Raw genomic sequence first — 17,393 nt, 5'->3', positions numbered from 1 at the left:
CTCTCCCCGCTGTTGTTGTCTGGAGCTGCTCCGCTTTGAGATGAGTGTAGGGCAAATTCCCGCGCGCGTGGCGACGTCCGTGGCGGCCGGAACACGCGTTTGCCTATTCTTGCATTTAACTCATGGATGAAATGACATTGATGCTGTTTTAATGCGGGCACCGAAGCGCCACAATCCACTCCGTCAATCAATTCATCAACGGATCAACGGAGAACACCATGTACGCAATTACCGGAATCACAGGCCAGGTCGGCGGCGTCGTCGCGCGCCAATTGTTGGCGCAGCACAAGGGCGTGCGCGCGGTCGTGCGCGATGCCGCCAAGGGCGCGCAATGGGCGGCGCAGGGCTGCGGCCTGGCGCTGGCCGATATGAACGATGCAGCCGCGCTGGAACGCGCCTTCCACGGTGCGCAGGGCGTCTTCATCCTGCTGCCGCCGACCTTCGATCCGACGCCGGGCTTCCCGGAAGCGCGCGGCTGTATCGCCGCCATTCGCCAGGCCTTGCTGGCCGCGCAGCCGAAAAAGGTGGTCTGCCTCTCGACCGTCGGCGCCCAGGCCAGCCAGGAAAACCTGCTCAACCAGCTCGGCCTGCTGGAAGAAGCGCTGAGCGACTTGCCGATGCCGGTGGCCTTTCTGCGCGCCGGCTGGTTCATCGAGAATGCCTTGTGGGATGTGGCCGCCGCGCGCGCAGGCGCCATGCCGAGTTACCTGCAGCCGCTCGACAAGCCGGTGCCGATGGTCGCCACCGCCGATGTCGGTCGCGTCGCGGCGGAGTTGCTGCTGGAAGACTGGGCGGGCAAACGCGTGATCGAACTGGAAGGACCGAAGCGCATCACACCGCTGCAACTCGCAGCAGGCTTCGGCAAGTTGTTCGGCCGCGAGGTCGAAGCGCAGATCGTGCCGCGCTTCACCTGGGCCGACCTCTTCCGCGCGCAGGGCATGGGCAATCCCTTGCCGCGCATGCAGATGCTGGACGGTTTCAACGAAGGCTGGATCGAGTTCGAAGGCGGCCGCGCCGGTTCGCGCAAAGGTGAAGTCGAACTGGATACCGTACTGCGTGAACTGATTGCCCGCGCAGCTTAAGAGCGGCTAACAAAACGCCGCTGGCGGCGTTGCTTCTCCCGGTTCAACTTAACTGAGGTACTTTCGTACTGTCTTCGTCGGCGCGCCTTGCCATCGACGTTTTGGTAGCCGCACCAGGTCGCCTCAGCGCGCGCTGCGCTGGCCCCAGATCACTCCGGCCAGCACCAGCGCACCGGCCAGCGCATGATAGGCGTGCAGCTGTTCGCCCAGCAGCGCCCATGCCGCCAGCGCCACCAGCAAGGGCAACAGGTTGGCGAACAAGGCGCTGCGCGGCGCGCCCAGGTGCTTGATGGCGTTCATCCACAGGAACGGCGCACCGATCGACGCCAGCAGGCCGGCGTACATCACCATCGGCAGGTTCTGCGCCGTCAGCGGCGAGGCCGGCGCCGCCAGCCAGAACGGCAACAGGATCAGGCTGCCGAAGATGGCCTGCACGTACAGCTGCGTCCACGTCGTCAACGGCAGCGACCAGCGCTTCAGCAATACGCCATACAAGGCATTGGACGCCACCGCGATCAGCATGAGCGCGTCGCCGGTATGCAGGCCGCCGCTGAACAGTTTGGCCGGCGCACCGTGCGTGCTCAGCACGATCAGACCCAGCAGTGACACCAGGCCGCCCGCGATGCGCGCCGTCGACAGCCGTTCGCCGGACAGCATGCTGCTCAGGCATGCAGAGATCAGCGGCATCAGCGCCACCGTCACGCCCATGTTGACGGCCGAGGTGCTGTGTGCCGCTTCATACGCCAGTCCCTGATACATCGCCATGCCCAGCGCGCCGAGCAGCATCAAGCGCGCCCAGTTCCAGTCGGCGGCAATCGCCGCGCGCTGCCGCCATGCGGCGCGGCCGAGGAAGGGCGTCATCACCAGCACCGCCAGCACCCAGCGATAGAAGGCGATGGCGGCCGGCTCGATCGCCGTCGAGGCAGCCTTGGTGACGATGGTGTTGCCGGACCAGATGCAGACGGCCAGCAGGGGCAGCAGGTAGAACTTGCCGCCGGCGTTCGCGGATGGAGCGGAAGCGGCGGAGGTGTTTTGCGCAGGCGCAGCCAGCGCGGAAGTGCGATTCGACATGATGGCTCCTTGGAAGTGTTGCACCATCGTGCGCGTTTTCCATGCATGCATAAAGTGATATTGTTGCAGTTCATCAGTGCAATTGATGCAGCATTTCATTCAGCATCATTACCGCGGCAGCATTCACTTTTTGCAGGAGCATCTCTCATGCGCGATCTCGACTTCAACATGGTGCTCGACCTCGAAGCATTGCTGCGCGAAGGCAGCGTGGTCGGCGCCGCGCGTCGCCTTCATCTGTCGGCGCCGGCGATGAGCCGGCGCCTGGCCAACCTGCGCACTGCGGTCGGCGATCCCCTGTTCGTCCCGGCCGGGCGCGGCCTGGTGCCGACCCAGCGTGCGCTGGAACTGCGCGAGAAAGTGGACGCCCTGGCGCAGGAAATGCGCAAGGTCTTCATGACCGATCAGGTCGACCTGTCGACGGTGGAACGCACCATGGTGTTGCGCACCAATGACGGCTTTGCCGGCGCCTGGGCGGCCAAGCTGGCGCAGCGCGTGGCGCAGGAGGCGCCGGGTATTTCATTGCGCTTTTCGCCGCGCACCGACAAGCACGTGGCCGGCCTGCGCGACGGTCTCATCGATCTGGAAGTGGGGGCCCTGCATGAGGGCGACGACACCTCGGAAGAGCTGCATCGCCAGGTGCTGTTCCGCACGCCCTTCGTCGGCGTGGTGCGCGCGGATCATCCGCTGGCAGGCAAGAAAATCAGCCTCGCCAACTTCATCGCCTGGCCGCACATTTCGGCCTCGCGCCACGGCCACGACAGCGGTCCGATCGACGATGCGCTGGAAGCGCGCGGCCTGCAACGCAAGGTCAGGCTGGTGGCGCCGGGATTCCAGTCGGCGATGATGATGGCAGCCTCGTCCGACATGGTCGCCGCCGCGCCCGAACTGTTCGCTCGCTGGGCCATGCAGCATTTGCGCCTGCATACGTTCCGCTTGCCGCTGGCGACGCCGGAAGTGGAGGTCTCGCAGAGCTGGCATCCGCGCCGCCACGCCGACCCGGTGCATAAATGGCTGCGCGGGCTGGTGCGGGAATTGTGCAGCGATGTTGAAGGTGCCGGCTAATCAGGCCCGCAGCAGCAGGAAAATCAGGCGGACGGTGTTTCCCACGCAGACGGGAGACTTGCGCCGGCCGCGTGGTCAATCATATACAGCCATGATCCGTCGGCTTGACGCCGCACCACTTCGACAGAGCTGGCTGCGAAGGTTATTTCGCCCTCATGCCGTCCAATGCAATCGCCGCGCACCACGGCGATGTCGCCGTTGACCGCGCAAAAATTGATCCTGGTTTCAATCTTGCCGGGCATCTCCACCAATGGGGTCAGCGCCTTGCGAATCGCCTCATGGCCGACCACCGGGTCCGGACCGCCGAAGTAAAGAATCGCATCAGGCTCGTACAGGGAAATCCAGGCGTCCAGGTCGCGGCCGTTGTTGAATATCTCCGCAAAAGCCATGCTCATCTGAGTGGGATCGGTCACTTTTTTATATCGGGTATCGGGCATCTGCAATTCCTCGGGTGGTGAGAGATTATTCTTTGCACAGCGTTGTCAAAGCGGAGCCAAGCGACCATCCGGTACGAACGTCGCTCATTCAGCCCTGGAGCCAGAGAAAGCATCGCTTTGCCAGCTGCTGCGGATTCTAATGTTGCATCCCTGGTCAGGCTAGTACGCACATTTTTGTACGTGTGGCCATGGTCGGAAGAAACCGTCGCATCTGGATAAAATTCAGTCTGCATGTACGCCCAATGCGGCCAACGCAATGGAGTTTTATCCGGGATTCGGTGGATTTTTATCGAGGCGAGCCGCCGGCATCGGAATGCCAGCGGCTGTGGGATGGAGGTTCTTGCTTCAATACGACGGTCGCTACAGGAGCGGTATCAGGCCAGCGTGGTGGTGACTTCCGTCTTGACGCTGGTCATCAGTTTTTGCACCGGGCATTTCTCCGCCACGGCCAGCAATTCCTGGCGCTGCGCTTCGGTGAGGTCGCCGCCCAGGCTGATCGATGCCGCCAGGCGGTAGACGCCCTGGCGCTCTTCGCTATTGTCGCGGTCGATGCTGATCTGGATGTCTTCCACCGGGATGTTCTTGCGCTTGGCGTACCACACCATCGTCAGCGCCTTGCAGGCACCGAGCGCGGCGTCGTACAGGTCATGTGGATTGGGGCCGGCGTCAACGCCGCCTTCGTCCACCGCGCCGTCGACCGAAATCACGTGGTTGCGCACGTGGACGATGTGGCGCATGGCGAGCGACTGGTCGCGCTTGATCTGGATGGACATGGACGTTCCTTGCAATGAATTGGGGGAACGCCAAATGTAGCGCAGTTTTTAACGCTGCGGCATTCCTTCCTCAGGCGCGATAGCGGAACGGCGCCTTCAGCAGATCCTCGATCTTTACCGGCAAATCGCGCACGCGCACGCCGGTGGCGTGATACACCGCCGCCGTCACCGCCGGCGCCAACCCGGCGATGCCGATCTCGCCGATGCCGCGCGCGCCGAGTTCGTCCAGCGCCTTGTCCGGATAGTCGAGGAACACCACGTCCATGTCCGGCGAGTCGGCATTGGTCACCATCACGTAATCGGCGAGGTTGTTGTTGACCGGCTTGCCGTTGCGCTGGTCGTAGTGGGTCTCTTCAAACAGCGCCATGCCCAAGCCCATCACCACCGCGCCCTCGATCTGGTTGCGCCCGGTGCGCGGATTGATGATGCGGCCGGCGTCGATTACGGTCACCACGCGGCTCACGCGCAGGCGCGCGATGTCGGGTTGCCAGCGGACCTCGACGAAATGCGCGCCGTAGGAGTGGATGGAAATCTTGTCGGCGCCCGGATCGCTGCTGCTGGCGCCGGACTTGCCCTTGCCTTCGACGCCGCTCAGCTGCGCCGCGCGCAGCACGTCGGCGAACGCCACGCCGCTTTGCGGCGACTGGCCGCGCCGGTGGATGCGGCCGCCGGAGAAGGTCAGTTCTTCCGCACGGGTCCCGCGCAAGGGCGACGACGGATGTTCCGCCGCCACCGCTACCGCCTGCTGCATGGCGGCGCGCGCGGCTTGCGCCACGGCCGGCACCATCGATGCGGTGGCCATCGAGCCGCCCGACATCGGCCCCGGCGGCAGCTTGGTGTCGCCGATGGCGACGATGATGTTGGACATCGGGATGCCGGTGGTTTCCGCCACCATCTGCGACACCACGGTATAGGTGCCGGTGCCGATGTCCTGCACCGCCGACGACACGCGCGCGTTGCCGTCGCTGCCCAGCGTCACCGATACTTCCGCGCCAAGCCGTTTGGCCATCCACGAACACGCCGCCACGCCCCAGCCGATGATTTCGCCGTCCTGCTGCATGCTGCCCACGGCAGGATTGCGGCGCTCCCAGCCGAAGCGTTCGGCGCCGGTCTGCAAAGCTTCGCGCAGATGACGTGATGAAAACGGCGCGTTGATGCTCTGGTCGGTGGCCGGTTCATTGAGCAGGCGCAACTGCACCGGATCAATGTTGAGTGCAATGGCCAGCTCATCCATCGCCGATTCGGTGGCGAACAGACCCGGCACCGCGCCCGGGCCGCGCATGGAGGTGTTCGGCGCGATGTGGCGCTTGACCGGCGCACCGGTGACGCGCAGGTTGTCCGTGCCGTACAGATAGGCGGTGGCTTCGCCGCAGTGTTCGACGCTGGCTTCGACCTGCGCCACGTGGAACAGGTAATCCTGCTGCACCGAGGTCAGCTTGCCGCCCGCTGTGGCTGACAGGCGCACGCGTTGCTGGGTGTTGGTGCGATGGCCGACGTTGTGGAACATCATGTCGCGCGACACCACCAGCTTGACTGGCCGGCGCAGGTTGCGCGCCGCCTGCGCCGCCAGGAGGCTATGCCCCCACGGCCACAACTTGCCGCCGAAACCGGAGCCGAGGTATTCGGTGATGATGCGCATGTTTTCCGGCGGTACGCCCAGCATCTGGCTCATCACGCCGCGATGGTTGACGATGGCCTGCGAGGTCTCGTACAGCGTGAACGATTGCGACAGGCTGTCGTACAGCGCCACCGAGGCGTGCAGCTCGATCGGATTGTGCGTCTCCACCGGCGTGGTGTAGACCTGGTCGATGCGCACCGCCGCATTGGCAAAGACCGCATCGGGACTGCCGCGTTCGCTGTCGACCTTGGGTTTGCCGTCGGCCGTCAACTCCTTGCGCACATCGTGTGCTTCCTTGCGGTAGTCGACGCGCACTGCGGCGGCGGCGGCGGTCGCCTGCTCAAAGGTATCGGCCAGCACCAGCGCCACGTATTGCCCGTAATAGCGCACCGTCGCGTCTTCCAGCGGCGGGCGCTTTTCGTCGGTCTTGACGCCCGAGGACGGATTGATGTGAAAAAAGCGGCCGATGTTGTCATGCGTGTAGATCATGCGCACGCCTGGCATCTTCGCGGCCGTCGCGGTATCGATGGCGCGGATGTCGCCGTGGGCGATGGTGGCGCACACCGGCACCGCGATCAGCATGTCGGGATAGCGATGGTCCGAGGTGTAGCGCGCTTGGCCGGTGACCTTGAGCGGGCCGTCGATGCGCGGCAGCGCCGCGCCGACGCCGGTCTGGAGAGAAGGATTCTGGGACTGGACGGGTGAGGGCATCATGCGCTCCTTCGATTGGCGTCGGGGGTGGCGGCCGTGCAGGTACGGAGAGCCTGCACCAGGCAGCGTTGGATCAGGTCTACCTTGAACACGTTGTCGCGCAGCGGACGCGCATCGCGCACCGCGGCGGCGGCTGCGCGGGCGAACACGTCCACCGTCGGCGCGGCATCCTGCAGCACGGCTTCAGCTTCGAGAGAACGCCAGGGTTTGGTGCCCACGCCACCGAGCGCCACACGCGCCCGCGAAATGCGACCGCCATCGATGCTCAGCTGCACCGCCGCCGAAGACAGCGCAAATTCATACGAAGCGCGATCGCGCAGCTTGAGATAAGTCGATCCGGCGTTGGCCGGCGGCGGCCGCAGCGTGACATGCGTCACCAGTTCGCCCGGCGCCAGCACGGTCTCGCGCTGCGGCGTGCTGCCCGGCAGCAGATGGAATTCATTGATCGGCACGATGCGCGCGCCGTTCGCACCCTGCAGGTGGATGATGGCTTCCAATGCGACCAGCGCGACGTTCATGTCGGACGGATTGGAGGCGATGCACTGCGCGCTGGTGCCGAGGATCGCCAGGTTGCGGTGGAAGCCTTCCTGCGCCGCGCAACCGCTGCCGGGCTGGCGCTTGTTGCAGGCCGTGGCGGTATCGCGGAAGTAAACGCAACGGGTGCGCTGCAACAGGTTGCCGCCGGTGGTAGCCATGTTGCGCAGCTGCGCCGACGCGCCCGAGAGCAGCGCCATGCTCAGCATCGGATAACGCTGCACGATCAGCGGATGATTGGCGAGGTCGCTGTTGCGTACCAGCGCGCCGATCTTGAGGCCGCCGTCGGCGGTCTGCTCGATCTGGTTGAGCGGCAGGCGATTGATGTCGATGACTTGTTGCGGCTGCTCGACGTCGAGCTTCATGAGGTCGACCAGCGTGGTGCCGCCGGCAAGGAAACGCACCGGCTGCGGCGCTGTATCCATCGATGATGAAGCGAGGCGCACGGCCTCGTCGGGACTTTGTGCGCGCAGCATCTGGAAGGTGTGCATGGCGGCTCCTGAATGAGGTGGTGAGAAGGGTGTGGCGAGAATCAGCCGGCGTCGCGCACCTGGCGGATGGCGGCGACGATGTTGGAGTACGCGCCGCAGCGGCAGATGTTGCCGCTCATGGCTTCCTTGACGTCGGCATCGGCGCGCCCGCACGGTTCGGTCAATAGCGCCGCCGCCGACATGATCTGACCCGAGGTGCAATAGCCGCATTGCAAACCGTCGTGGGCGACGAAGGCCGCTTGCAGCGGATGCAGGCGATCAGGCGTGCCGAGGCCTTCGATGGTGGTAACGCTGTCGCCCTCGTGCATCGCCACCAGGCTCAGGCAGGAGTTCACGCGACGGCCGTTGACGTGCACCGTACAGGCGCCGCACTGGCCGTGATCGCAGCCCTTCTTGGTGCCGGTGAGCTGGAGGTTTTCGCGCAGGTAGTCGAGCAGGCTGGTGCGCACGTCGACCTTGGCTTCCTGCGCGATGTCGTTGACGGTCAGGCGCACCGTGACCAGTGAGTCGTCCACTGCACCGACCGGCGCCGAGGCCGCGACCGGGGCCGCCAGCGCCGCCGCCGGCAAGGCTCCCAGCGCGCCGCTGGAGCCGACCCACATCAGGAAGGAGCGGCGCGTGAGTTGCGGTGCGCCGTTTTCATCCCGGTGCGCGCTTGTGGATTCGACAAGTACGGAAGGGGAATTGCCTTGAGGGGAGGAAGAGGGGGAAGGGCGGCGATCGGACTCGCCGCGGGCTTCTTCTTGCTGGTTTTCATTCATGATGGACTCATCGAAAATTGGCTGGAAGCAGACCAGTTTGGCCGCATGCTTACAACGAAAGTTCAACCAGGCCCTGTAAAAAACAATGCTGCGCGATAGGGCATTGCGCTGACGTCAAGATGCTGTTTTGTCTGACTGCGCACCGCTGCCGGAGGGCGCGTAATGGCACGTTAACGGCATCGCTATATTTTTATAAATATCACGCGATGCGAACGTAATCTCCTCCGCCGACAATCCCGTACGCTTACGCCGCCAGAGCCTGCTGGTGGAACGGATAGTCGGTGTAGCCGACTTCGGTGCCGCCAAAGAACGACGGACGGTCGTAGGCGTTGAGCGGCCAGCCGTTGCGCAGGCGTTCCGGCAGGTCGGGATTGGCGATGAAGTCGCGGCCGAAGGCGACCAGGTCGGCGTCGCCGGCTTGCAGGATCGCTTCGGCGCTGTCCCGCTTGAAGCCGCCGGCGGCGATGATGAGGCCGGGATAGTGACGGCGCATCAGTTGCGCGGCCACCGGCGCCGGATCTTTGCTGTCGTCGTCGACGTTGCCCAGCACGCGCGGCTCGATCAGATGCAGGTAGGCGAGGTCGAGCGGCGCCAGTTGGCGGGCGACGTAGGAAAACAGTTCCTGCGGATTGCTGTCGGACATGTCGCCCCAGGTGCCGCTCGGCCCGAGTCGCACCGCCACGCGCTTGTTGCCCCACACCCCGATCAGGGCACGCGTGACCTCAAGCAGGAAGCGGCTGCGATTTTCGTAGGAGCCGCCGTATTGGTCGGTGCGCCTGTTGCTGCCGTCCTGCAGGAACTGGTCGAACAGGTAGCCGTTGGCGGCGTGGATTTCAACGCCGTCGAAACCGGCGGCGACGCCGCGCACGGCTGCGTTGCGGAAGTCTTCCACCAGGCCGGCGATTTCTTCCGTGCGCAATGCGCGCGGCGGCGTGTTCGGCACCCATCCCGATTCGGTGTAGGCGACGCCGCCGTGTTCGATTGCAGATGGCGCGACCGGTTGTCCGCCGCCTGGCTGCAACTGGCTGTTGGACTGGCGTCCGGCATGGTAGAGCTGCAGGAAGATGCGGCCGCCCTTGGCGTGCACGGCGTCGGTGACCAGTTTCCAGCCGGCGATCTGATTGTCGTCATACAGGCCGGGTGCGCCGAGGTAGCCGTTGCCGTTGGCGGCGGCGATGGTGGCTTCGCCGATGATCAGGCCGCCGGCCGAGGCGCGTTGCGCATAGTAGTCGGCCATCAGCGGACCGGGTATGGCGCCGGCTTCGGCGCGCATGCGGGTCAGCGGCGCCATGACGACGCGATGGGACAGGCGGAGCGGACCGATGACGAGCGGGGTGTGCAGGGTGGACATGATGTTTTCCGTAAATGAGATTGAAGAGGCTACGAAGGCGAAGCAATCTGTTTCGCCGGTGTAGCCAATATAGGTCTTCGTCCTCACAAGAAAAATAGCCCGCAGTTCGCAACATATCGGACAAGCATTCCGCAATCGACAGGTGTTGATCGGAACATGCAGTGAAATTGTGGGCCGGCGATAAATCGGCTAAGGTGCGCTCAGGGCAGGTAAATCATTTAAAACAACAGGGAATCATGGATAGCCTCAGTGGCATCGCAATGTTCGTGCAGGTCGCGGAAACGCGCAGTTTCACCGAGGCGGCGCGCCTGCTTGGCGTGTCGTCGTCGGCGGTCGGCAAGAGTATTGCCCGTATGGAAGAGCGCCTGCACGTGCGGCTGTTCCATCGCAGCACGCGCAGCATCACGCTGACGTCGGAAGGCGCCCTGTTCCTCGAGCGTTGCCGCCGCATCCTCAGCGAAGTCGACGCCGCCGAGGCCGAACTGTCGGACGTCGCCGGCAATCCGCGCGGCCGACTCAAAGTCGGCGCGCCGCAACTGACCGGTTTGCTGATGCCGGTGTTCGACAGCTTCATGCAGCGCTATCCCGACATCGATCTCGACATCGACATGTCGGACCGTATGGTGGACGTGATCGAAGAAGGTTTCGACATCGTCATCCGTACCGGCGAGCAACATGATTCACGCTTGGTCGCGCGTCGCATCGGCGCTTGTCCGCATGTGCTGGTGGCCACGCCCGGCTATCTGGCGCGCCACGGCGAACCGGCCCATCCGAGCGAACTCACGCATCACGCCTGCCTGCAACATCGCTTTCCCGCTACCGGCAAACTGGAGCGCTGGCCCTTGCGGCGCGAAGAGTCGGAACCGGAACTGGCGCTGCCCGAGACCATCACGGTCAACACCATCGAGCCGCTGGCCTATTCGGCCCTGCAAGGACGCGGCATCGCCTTCCTGCCGACCTTCCTGGTGCGCGAGGCGCTCAGCACCGGGCAGCTGCGCACGGTGCTGGACGATTACCTTGAGCGCACGGTCACGTTCTGGATGCTGTGGCCGGCCAGCCGTTATGCGTCGCCCAAGTTGCGCGTCTTCATTGACCACCTGAGCCAGCACTTGCGCATCTGACCATCCGGGCGCCGGCCACTGGCACGCAAGTCAAATTGCCACGCCCAAAGTTCATGGGCATAATGGGCCGGATAAGGGGCAGAGCAGGGCCGGCGTCTTGGCGCAATATCCACAAAGCCTCAGGCTTCCGCCATGGCCATACCCGCAGCCGAACCCCGCCACAGGATTGCCGACAGGAGAATGCATGCGCAGGGCGAAGGGAAATCCGCATTACTTTTTGGCGCAATTCCTGCCCTTGGCAGCGCTGGTGCTGGTGGCCGCCGGTTTTCTCTATCACAACCGCATCGACGCCGAAATGCGCCGCCTGCAACTGGAGCAGCGCGAACGCGTATCGCTCGGCGCCGCCTCGCTCGCCAACGACCTCGACGCGCCGCTGCGCCATCTCAGCATCCTCACCAGCGAAGCGCCGATCGCGCGCGCCATCAACAATCCCACGCCCGAGAATCTGGCGCTGATGGCGGAGAATTTTTCCACATTGATGCTGCGCAACCCCTATTACGACCAGGTGCGCTGGATCGATCAGGACGGCATGGAAAAGGTACGCATCAACATGACCAGCATGGGGCCGGCGGCGTTGCCTGCGACGCTGCTCCAGAGCAAGAAGGACCGGCCGTATTTCAACGATACCGTAGCGCTCCAGCGCGGCCAGATGCTGGTGTCGCCGATGGACCTCAACGTCGAGAACAACCGCATCGAAGTGCCGCACAAGCCCACCGTGCGGATGTCGGTATCGGTCGCCGCCGCCGACGGCACGCCCCGCGGCATCGTGATCATCAACGTGCTGATGGCGCCGCTGCTGGATCGATTTTCCAATCAGGTGGAACGCGGCGCCAATCGCGCCATGTTGCTCAACGGTGACGGCTACTGGCTGTACAGCACCAATTCGGCCGATGAGTGGGCCTTCATGTTCAAGCGTGAAGAGACTCTTGCCAAACGCACTCCCAACGTCTGGAAAGCCATTTCCGCCCAAGCGACGGGCACCATGGTCGAAGACGGCATCTGGTCGTGGCAGCGTGTCGACCTCGACGCCAGCACCGGCCGCTACGGACTGCATCAGCAATCGCCCTGGACGGTGGTGCTGTACCTGCCCGAGAAGCGCGTCCAGGTCGACAACTCCAACATCCTGCTGCGCCTGTGCCTGTTTGTTGGACTGATCCTGCTGGCGTTGGCCATGCTGAGCTGGCAACTGGCGATCAACCGCCGCCGTCGCGAGGCAGCCGTGCACGACCGGCTCAAGACCGAGGCCGAGCTGAGCGCCAGCGAGGAGCGCGTGGCCGATTTACTGCGCCATCAGGAAACCCGCTCCATCCTGGCCTCGATCGTGGCGTCGTCGGAAGACGCCATCATCGGCAGCGGCCTCGACGACGTCATCAACAGCTGGAACCCGGCCGCCGAAAAACTGTTCGGCTACCTGTCGCGCGAGGTGCTCAACCAGTCGGCCTACATCCTGGTCCCGCCGGAGCGCAACGGCGAGGCGCGCCACATCACCGACCAGATCATGGAAGGCAAGACCGTCGCCAACTTCGAAACCGTACGCTGGCACAAGGATGGCCGCCTGCTCGACATTTCGGTGACGGTTTCGCCCATCCTCGACGGCGACAAGAAGATCGCGGGCATCTCCTATATCGCGCGCGACATCACCAATCACAAGCGGCTCGAGAAAGAGCTCAGCCAGTACCGCCAGCATCTCGAAGGCCTGGTCGAGCAGCAGACCCGCACGCTGCGCGACACCAACAAGAACCTCGAACTGGCGCTGAGCAAATCGGAGTCGGCCACGCGCGCCAAGAGCAGCTTCCTGTCCAACATGAGCCACGAAATCCGCACACCGATGAACGCGGTGCTCGGGCTGACCTACCTCCTCGAGAAGACGTCGCTGCAATCCGACCAGCGCGACCTGGTGCGCAAGATCATCGTCGCCGGTCATTCACTGCTGGGCATCATCAACGATATCCTCGACGTTTCCAAGATCGAGGCCGGCCGGCTGGAAGTCGAACACGTGCCGTTCCGCCTCAGCGCGGTGCTGGAAAACGTCGTCAACGTCACCGCGCCGAACATCGGCGACAAGGACGTCGAGCTGGTGGTCGGCTTCAACGATGTCGGCGTTGAGCATTTGTACGGCGACGCGCTGCGGCTGGAACAGATCCTCACCAACCTGACCAGCAACGCCATCAAGTTCACCGCGCGCGGCGAGATCAGCATTCATGTCTCTGTTGTCAGCGAAATCGGCGACAAGGTGATGCTGCGCTTCGCCGTCACCGACAGCGGCATCGGAATCCCGCCGGAACGCCAGCAAGACATCTTCCAGGCCTTCACGCAGGAAGACACCTCGACCACGCGTCGCTACGGCGGCACCGGACTCGGCCTGACCATCTGCCGCCACCTGGTGCAACTGATGAACGGCGAGATCGGCCTCACCAGCGAGCCGGGCAAGGGCAGCCAGTTCTGGTTCATGCTGCCGTTCCAGGCGATGCCGCCCGCCGCCGTCCAGTTGCCGGCGGACGGCCCGCTTTGCGTGCTGGTGGCCGACGACAACGCCACCGCGCGCGCCATGCTGTCGGACACCATCAAGTCGATGGGCTGGCAGGTCGACGTGGTGGACTCGGGCCAGGACGCGGTGTCCAAGACCATGACGCGGCTGCGTCACAACCTGTATTACGACCTCTACCTGCTCGACTGGAAGATGCCCGGCATGGACGGGCTGGCGGCGGCCAGGGCGATCCGCGAAGCGTCCTCGCCGCAAGGCCAGCCGCCCATCGTGATCATGGTCACGGCGCATGCGCGCGACGAGGTGCTCAATGCGCCCGACGCCGAAATGGTCGACGCCGTCATCACCAAACCGGTGACGCCGTCGACCTTGTACAACACGATCATCCACGTGCGCCGGCACCGCAGCGAAGCCAAGGACCGTGGCAATAATGAAGCCGCGCCGCAAGCGTCTGCCGCGCGCGACAACCGCATCACCGGCGTGCGCGTGCTGGTGGTCGACGACAGCGAAATCAACCGCGAAGTCGCCAAGCGCATTCTCGAAGCCGACGGCGCCGAAGTGTTCGCCGCCGCCGACGGCCAGGAGGCGGTCGACTGGCTGCGCGAACGCCCGCAGGGCGTTGACCTGGTATTGATGGACATTCAGATGCCGGTCATGGACGGCTACACCGCCACCTATGAAATCCGCGATACGCTGCAACTGCGCGAGCTGCCCGTGATCGCACTGACCGCCGGCGCCTTCAAGGCGCAGCAGGAAGCGGCGATGGCGGCCGGCATGAACGGGTTCCTGTCCAAGCCTTACAACGTCGAACAGATCATCTCGGTGGTGCGCCAGCACATCGCGCACTTGTCTGCGGATGAACTGGAACGACGCCGGGCCGCGCCGGCCGCGTATCCGTCGGCGACGGTCTCCACCGTCTTCCCAAGCGCCACCGTCGGCATGGGAACTGCCGGAGTCGCCGCTGCATCGGCGCAAGACCTGTCCGGCATCGACGTCGCCGTCGGCCTGGAAGCCTGGGGCAGCGAAGACATCTACCGCAAGTTCCTCGGCAAGTTCGCCGAGCAATACGGCAAGACCGGCAGCGACATCCTGGCCCATCTCCAGGCCGAGGAATTGCCGCAAGCCAAAACCCTGGCGCACAAGCTGCGCGGCAGCGCTGGCACGCTGGCGCTGATCGACGTTCACCGGCTGGCCGGTGAACTGGAGGGCCTGCTGTCGGGCGCTGCTTCCGCCTCCGATTGCAGGGTCAAGGCGGCCGAACTGGACGCCGCCCTGACCATCGCCCGGCGCGCCATCGCCAGCTATGCCGGGACCGCCTGACGCCATTTTTTACCGTGGAGATGGTCCGGCACTGTCACGGATTTGCCGATTCGATTAAGCTGGCGCACGTGCGCAGAAGTTCGTCTGCGACGTTGAATCAGGGAAGAAAGGGATGCACGTTGTCCGCCATTGAAGACCATACATTGCTAGCCGACATTGCAGCTGTCGCCAGAATCGACGCCGTGCCGATGATTCTCGACGTCGTGTGTCGCACCACCGGCATGGGTTATGCCGCCGTCGCACGCGTGACCAAGGATCGCTGGATCGCCGCCGGCGTGCTCGACAAGGTCGCCTTCGGTTTGCCGGTGGGCGGCGAACTCAAGGTCGACACCACCATCTGCGACGAGATCCGCGACAGCGGCGAACTGGTCGCAATCGACCATGTGGCCGAGGATGCGCGCTTTTGCAATCACCACACGCCCCGCATGTACGGCCTGCAAAGCTACATCTCCGTGCCGATCTACTGGCGCGACGGCGAATTCTTCGGCACGCTGTGCGCCATCGATCCGAAACCGGCCAAAGTCAATACGCCCGAAGTGATCGACATGTTCAAGCTGTTCGCGCAACTGATCGGCACGCATCTCGACAATCATGAGCGTACGGTCGTCAGCGAAGCCGCCTTGCTCAGCTCGCAGGAAGCCGCCGACTTGCGCGAGCAGTTCATCGCCATCCTCGGTCACGACTTGCGCAATCCCTTGTCGGCGATCCTGTTGGCGACGCGCCTGCTGCGCGTCCAGGCGACCGAGCAGGGACTCAAGACCGTGAGCCAGATCGAGCGCAGCGCCACGCGCATTTCCGGCCTGGTCGACAACATGCTCGATTTTTCGCGTGCGCGGTTGGGCGGCGGGTTCGTGCTGGACCAGACCGTCGACAATACGTTGCAAGAGAGTCTTGAAGAAATTCTCACCGAAATGCGCCAGGTCTGGCCCGGCCGCGACATTCGCGCCGATATTGCGCTGGCCGAACCGGTCTGCTGTGACAGTGCGCGCATCTGCCAGCTGTTGTCCAATCTGATGTCCAACGCACTGACCCACGGTGCGCGTAATGGCGTGATCACGGTCACGGCGACCAGCCGTGACGGCGAGTTCGCGCTGAGCGTGCGCAACCAGGGTGTGCCGATCGCGCCGGACATCCAGCGCCGCCTGTTCCAGCCGTTCGTGCGCGGCAGCGACCGCACCGAAAAAAACAGCCTCGGTCTCGGCCTTGGCCTGTACATCGTCGCCGAAATCGCGCGTGCCCATGGCGGCACGCTGAACGTCGAATCGACGGCGGAACACACGACGTTTTCATTCAGGATGGCATCGGGCGGAGCTGCTTGAAATTGATGGGATCAAGGTAAGTACGATATGAGCACAACAAGGCAATCGCAGCCCGTTCCAAAGCAAACTTCCTCCGGCATTACCAGAACCACCCGCACCATCGGCGCCGCCCTGGTCCTGATTGCCTTGTCCTACGCCGCCACCGGCGTGGCGCGCCTGCCATCGCCGCCGGCATTGATCGGGCTGGCGCTGGACTGGCAGCCGCCTTCGCGCAGCTGGGAATATTTCGACGCTGCGCCGGTGGCGGCCGCCCCCGTGCCGGCCGTGTTTGACGAGCGCAAGATCGATCTTGCGCCCGAAGTGGCGTGGCGCGACGGCGGTCGCATCGACTTTGCCGGCTTCCTCCGCGACACCCATACCAATGCCTTGCTGGTGGTGCGGCACGGTCGCCTGGTCTACGAGCACTATCCGCTGGGCGCGCAGCGCGCCACGGTGTTCCCGTCGTATTCGGTGGCCAAGTCGATGCTGTCGGACCTGGTCGGCGTGGCGCTGGCCGAAGGCAAGATCACGGCGTTGTCGGATCCGGTGCGCAAGTATGTGCCGGACCTGCCGGAGAAATTCGCGACGCTCACCGTCGACGACCTGCTCAACATGCGTTCCGGCGTGCGCGTCGAAGAGAAGTACGACAGCGTGTTTTCGCAGATCGCCTTCATGTACATCACCACGGATCTGAAGCGTTTCGTGCGTGGGCTGGACAAGACTGCGTTCACGCCGGGACAGGGATTCACCTATCGCAGCGTCGATTACCTGCTGCTCGGCATGGTGCTATCGGCGGCCACCGGCGAGCCGGTTACGCGCTATCTTGAACGCAAACTATGGCAGCCGATGGGCGCAGCCTACGGCGCCAGCTGGAGCGTCGACAACAAGAAGCATGGCGTGGAAAAAAGCTTTTGCTGCGTGAATGCCCGCGCCGTCGATTTCGCCCGTTACGGCCTGCTGCATTTGCGCCAGGGACGCGCCGGTGGCGTCCAGGTATTGCCGGCGGCATGGATGCAACGGCCGCCGGAAGTCGGCGCGGCCGATGCCGATTTCGCTTACGGCCGCGGATGGTGGCTGCCGCGTCAACCCGCCGCGCGTGATGGCGGCAGCGCACCGCGCGACTACACCGCGATCGGCATTCACGGCCAATACGTCTACATCGATCCGGTCAGCGACACCATCATCGTCAAGCTCAGCGACCACGGCAACGAGCAGGACGAGGCACTGACGGTAGCGGCCTTCCGCAGCATCGTCGCGGCGCTGCCGGCCGGCGATTGA

13 protein-coding genes are annotated in these 17,393 nt (G+C 64.2%); 6 read left to right on the top strand and 7 right to left on the bottom strand.

All coding sequences use genetic code 11. The features are described 5' to 3' along the window. Positions 1 to 218 precede the first annotated feature (218 nt). The gene (locus tag ACIROW_RS18340; RefSeq protein ID WP_402277883.1) at positions 219 to 1,082 is read left to right on the top strand and encodes an NmrA family NAD(P)-binding protein; all 864 of its coding nucleotides are present in this window, start codon (positions 219 to 221) and stop codon (positions 1,080 to 1,082) included. Between the two features lie 123 nt (positions 1,083 to 1,205). Here the strand turns inward: ACIROW_RS18340 and ACIROW_RS18335 are convergent, their stop codons facing one another. Then, on the bottom strand, positions 1,206 to 2,153 hold the full coding sequence (locus tag ACIROW_RS18335; protein WP_402277882.1) for a DMT family transporter: 948 nt from the start codon (positions 2,151 to 2,153) through the stop codon (positions 1,206 to 1,208). A 147-nt stretch (positions 2,154 to 2,300) separates the two neighbouring features. Here ACIROW_RS18335 and ACIROW_RS18330 point away from each other — a divergent pair, with 147 nt between their 5' ends. Then, complete coding sequence (locus ACIROW_RS18330; protein ID WP_402277881.1) at positions 2,301 to 3,215, top strand: LysR family transcriptional regulator; 915 nt, start codon at positions 2,301 to 2,303, stop codon at positions 3,213 to 3,215. Positions 3,216 to 3,238: 23 nt separating this feature from the next. Here the strand turns inward: ACIROW_RS18330 and ACIROW_RS18325 are convergent, their stop codons facing one another. The 6 genes from ACIROW_RS18325 to ACIROW_RS18300 all read right to left on the bottom strand — a co-directional run bounded on the left by ACIROW_RS18325 (position 3,239) and on the right by ACIROW_RS18300 (position 9,891). Further along, positions 3,239 to 3,652 (bottom strand): YybH family protein, encoded by a 414-nt coding sequence (locus tag ACIROW_RS18325; RefSeq protein ID WP_402277880.1) that lies wholly within the window; start codon positions 3,650 to 3,652, stop codon positions 3,239 to 3,241. A 374-nt stretch (positions 3,653 to 4,026) separates the two neighbouring features. Continuing rightward, a complete protein-coding gene (locus tag ACIROW_RS18320) occupies positions 4,027 to 4,425 on the bottom strand; it encodes an OsmC family protein (RefSeq protein ID WP_402277879.1) in 399 nt (132 codons plus the stop codon). 70 nt (positions 4,426 to 4,495) lie between these two features. Further along, complete coding sequence (locus ACIROW_RS18315) at positions 4,496 to 6,754, bottom strand: xanthine dehydrogenase family protein molybdopterin-binding subunit (protein ID WP_402277878.1); 2,259 nt, start codon at positions 6,752 to 6,754, stop codon at positions 4,496 to 4,498. Then, positions 6,754 to 7,779, bottom strand: coding sequence for an FAD binding domain-containing protein (locus ACIROW_RS18310; protein WP_402277877.1), 1,026 nt, complete (start codon positions 7,777 to 7,779; stop codon positions 6,754 to 6,756). The genes ACIROW_RS18315 and ACIROW_RS18310 overlap by 1 nt, the downstream gene beginning before the upstream one ends. A 41-nt stretch (positions 7,780 to 7,820) precedes the next feature. Next, positions 7,821 to 8,381: a (2Fe-2S)-binding protein gene (locus ACIROW_RS18305; RefSeq protein WP_402278046.1), complete on the bottom strand. Its 561-nt coding sequence runs from the start codon at positions 8,379 to 8,381 to the stop codon at positions 7,821 to 7,823. 403 nt (positions 8,382 to 8,784) lie between these two features. Continuing rightward, the gene (locus ACIROW_RS18300; protein WP_402277876.1) at positions 8,785 to 9,891 is read right to left on the bottom strand and encodes an alkene reductase; all 1,107 of its coding nucleotides are present in this window, start codon (positions 9,889 to 9,891) and stop codon (positions 8,785 to 8,787) included. Between the two features lie 236 nt (positions 9,892 to 10,127). Here ACIROW_RS18300 and ACIROW_RS18295 point away from each other — a divergent pair, with 236 nt between their 5' ends. The 4 genes from ACIROW_RS18295 (at position 10,128) to ACIROW_RS18280 (ending at position 17,393) form a co-directional block, all read left to right on the top strand. Continuing rightward, a complete protein-coding gene (locus tag ACIROW_RS18295) occupies positions 10,128 to 11,012 on the top strand; it encodes a LysR substrate-binding domain-containing protein (protein WP_402277875.1) in 885 nt (294 codons plus the stop codon). A 184-nt stretch (positions 11,013 to 11,196) separates the two neighbouring features. Beyond that, on the top strand, positions 11,197 to 14,817 hold the full coding sequence (locus tag ACIROW_RS18290) for a response regulator (protein WP_402277874.1): 3,621 nt from the start codon (positions 11,197 to 11,199) through the stop codon (positions 14,815 to 14,817). A gap of 119 nt (positions 14,818 to 14,936) precedes the next feature. Next, positions 14,937 to 16,136, top strand: a complete 1,200-nt coding sequence (locus ACIROW_RS18285; RefSeq protein WP_402277873.1) for a GAF domain-containing sensor histidine kinase — start codon at positions 14,937 to 14,939, stop codon at positions 16,134 to 16,136. Positions 16,137 to 16,163: 27 nt separating this feature from the next. Further along, positions 16,164 to 17,393, top strand: a complete 1,230-nt coding sequence (locus ACIROW_RS18280) for a serine hydrolase domain-containing protein (RefSeq protein ID WP_402277872.1) — start codon at positions 16,164 to 16,166, stop codon at positions 17,391 to 17,393.

The organism is Herbaspirillum sp. NPDC101397 (assembly GCF_044767325.1).
Classification (GTDB): domain Bacteria; phylum Pseudomonadota; class Gammaproteobacteria; order Burkholderiales; family Burkholderiaceae_D; genus Herbaspirillum.
This window is presented reverse-complemented; position numbering and strand designations above follow the sequence as displayed.

Coding starts and splice junctions, on each gene's coding strand:
- ACIROW_RS18340 (WP_402277883.1), top strand. CDS start 219: ATGTACGCAATTACCGGAATCACAGGCCAGGTCGGCGGCGTCGTCGCG.
- ACIROW_RS18335 (WP_402277882.1), bottom strand. CDS start 2,153: ATGTCGAATCGCACTTCCGCGCTGGCTGCGCCTGCGCAAAACACCTCC.
- ACIROW_RS18330 (WP_402277881.1), top strand. CDS start 2,301: ATGCGCGATCTCGACTTCAACATGGTGCTCGACCTCGAAGCATTGCTG.
- ACIROW_RS18325 (WP_402277880.1), bottom strand. CDS start 3,652: ATGCCCGATACCCGATATAAAAAAGTGACCGATCCCACTCAGATGAGC.
- ACIROW_RS18320 (WP_402277879.1), bottom strand. CDS start 4,425: ATGTCCATCCAGATCAAGCGCGACCAGTCGCTCGCCATGCGCCACATC.
- ACIROW_RS18315 (WP_402277878.1), bottom strand. CDS start 6,754: ATGCCCTCACCCGTCCAGTCCCAGAATCCTTCTCTCCAGACCGGCGTC.
- ACIROW_RS18310 (WP_402277877.1), bottom strand. CDS start 7,779: ATGCACACCTTCCAGATGCTGCGCGCACAAAGTCCCGACGAGGCCGTG.
- ACIROW_RS18305 (WP_402278046.1), bottom strand. CDS start 8,381: ATGTGGGTCGGCTCCAGCGGCGCGCTGGGAGCCTTGCCGGCGGCGGCG.
- ACIROW_RS18300 (WP_402277876.1), bottom strand. CDS start 9,891: ATGTCCACCCTGCACACCCCGCTCGTCATCGGTCCGCTCCGCCTGTCC.
- ACIROW_RS18295 (WP_402277875.1), top strand. CDS start 10,128: ATGGATAGCCTCAGTGGCATCGCAATGTTCGTGCAGGTCGCGGAAACG.
- ACIROW_RS18290 (WP_402277874.1), top strand. CDS start 11,197: ATGCGCAGGGCGAAGGGAAATCCGCATTACTTTTTGGCGCAATTCCTG.
- ACIROW_RS18280 (WP_402277872.1), top strand. CDS start 16,164: ATGAGCACAACAAGGCAATCGCAGCCCGTTCCAAAGCAAACTTCCTCC.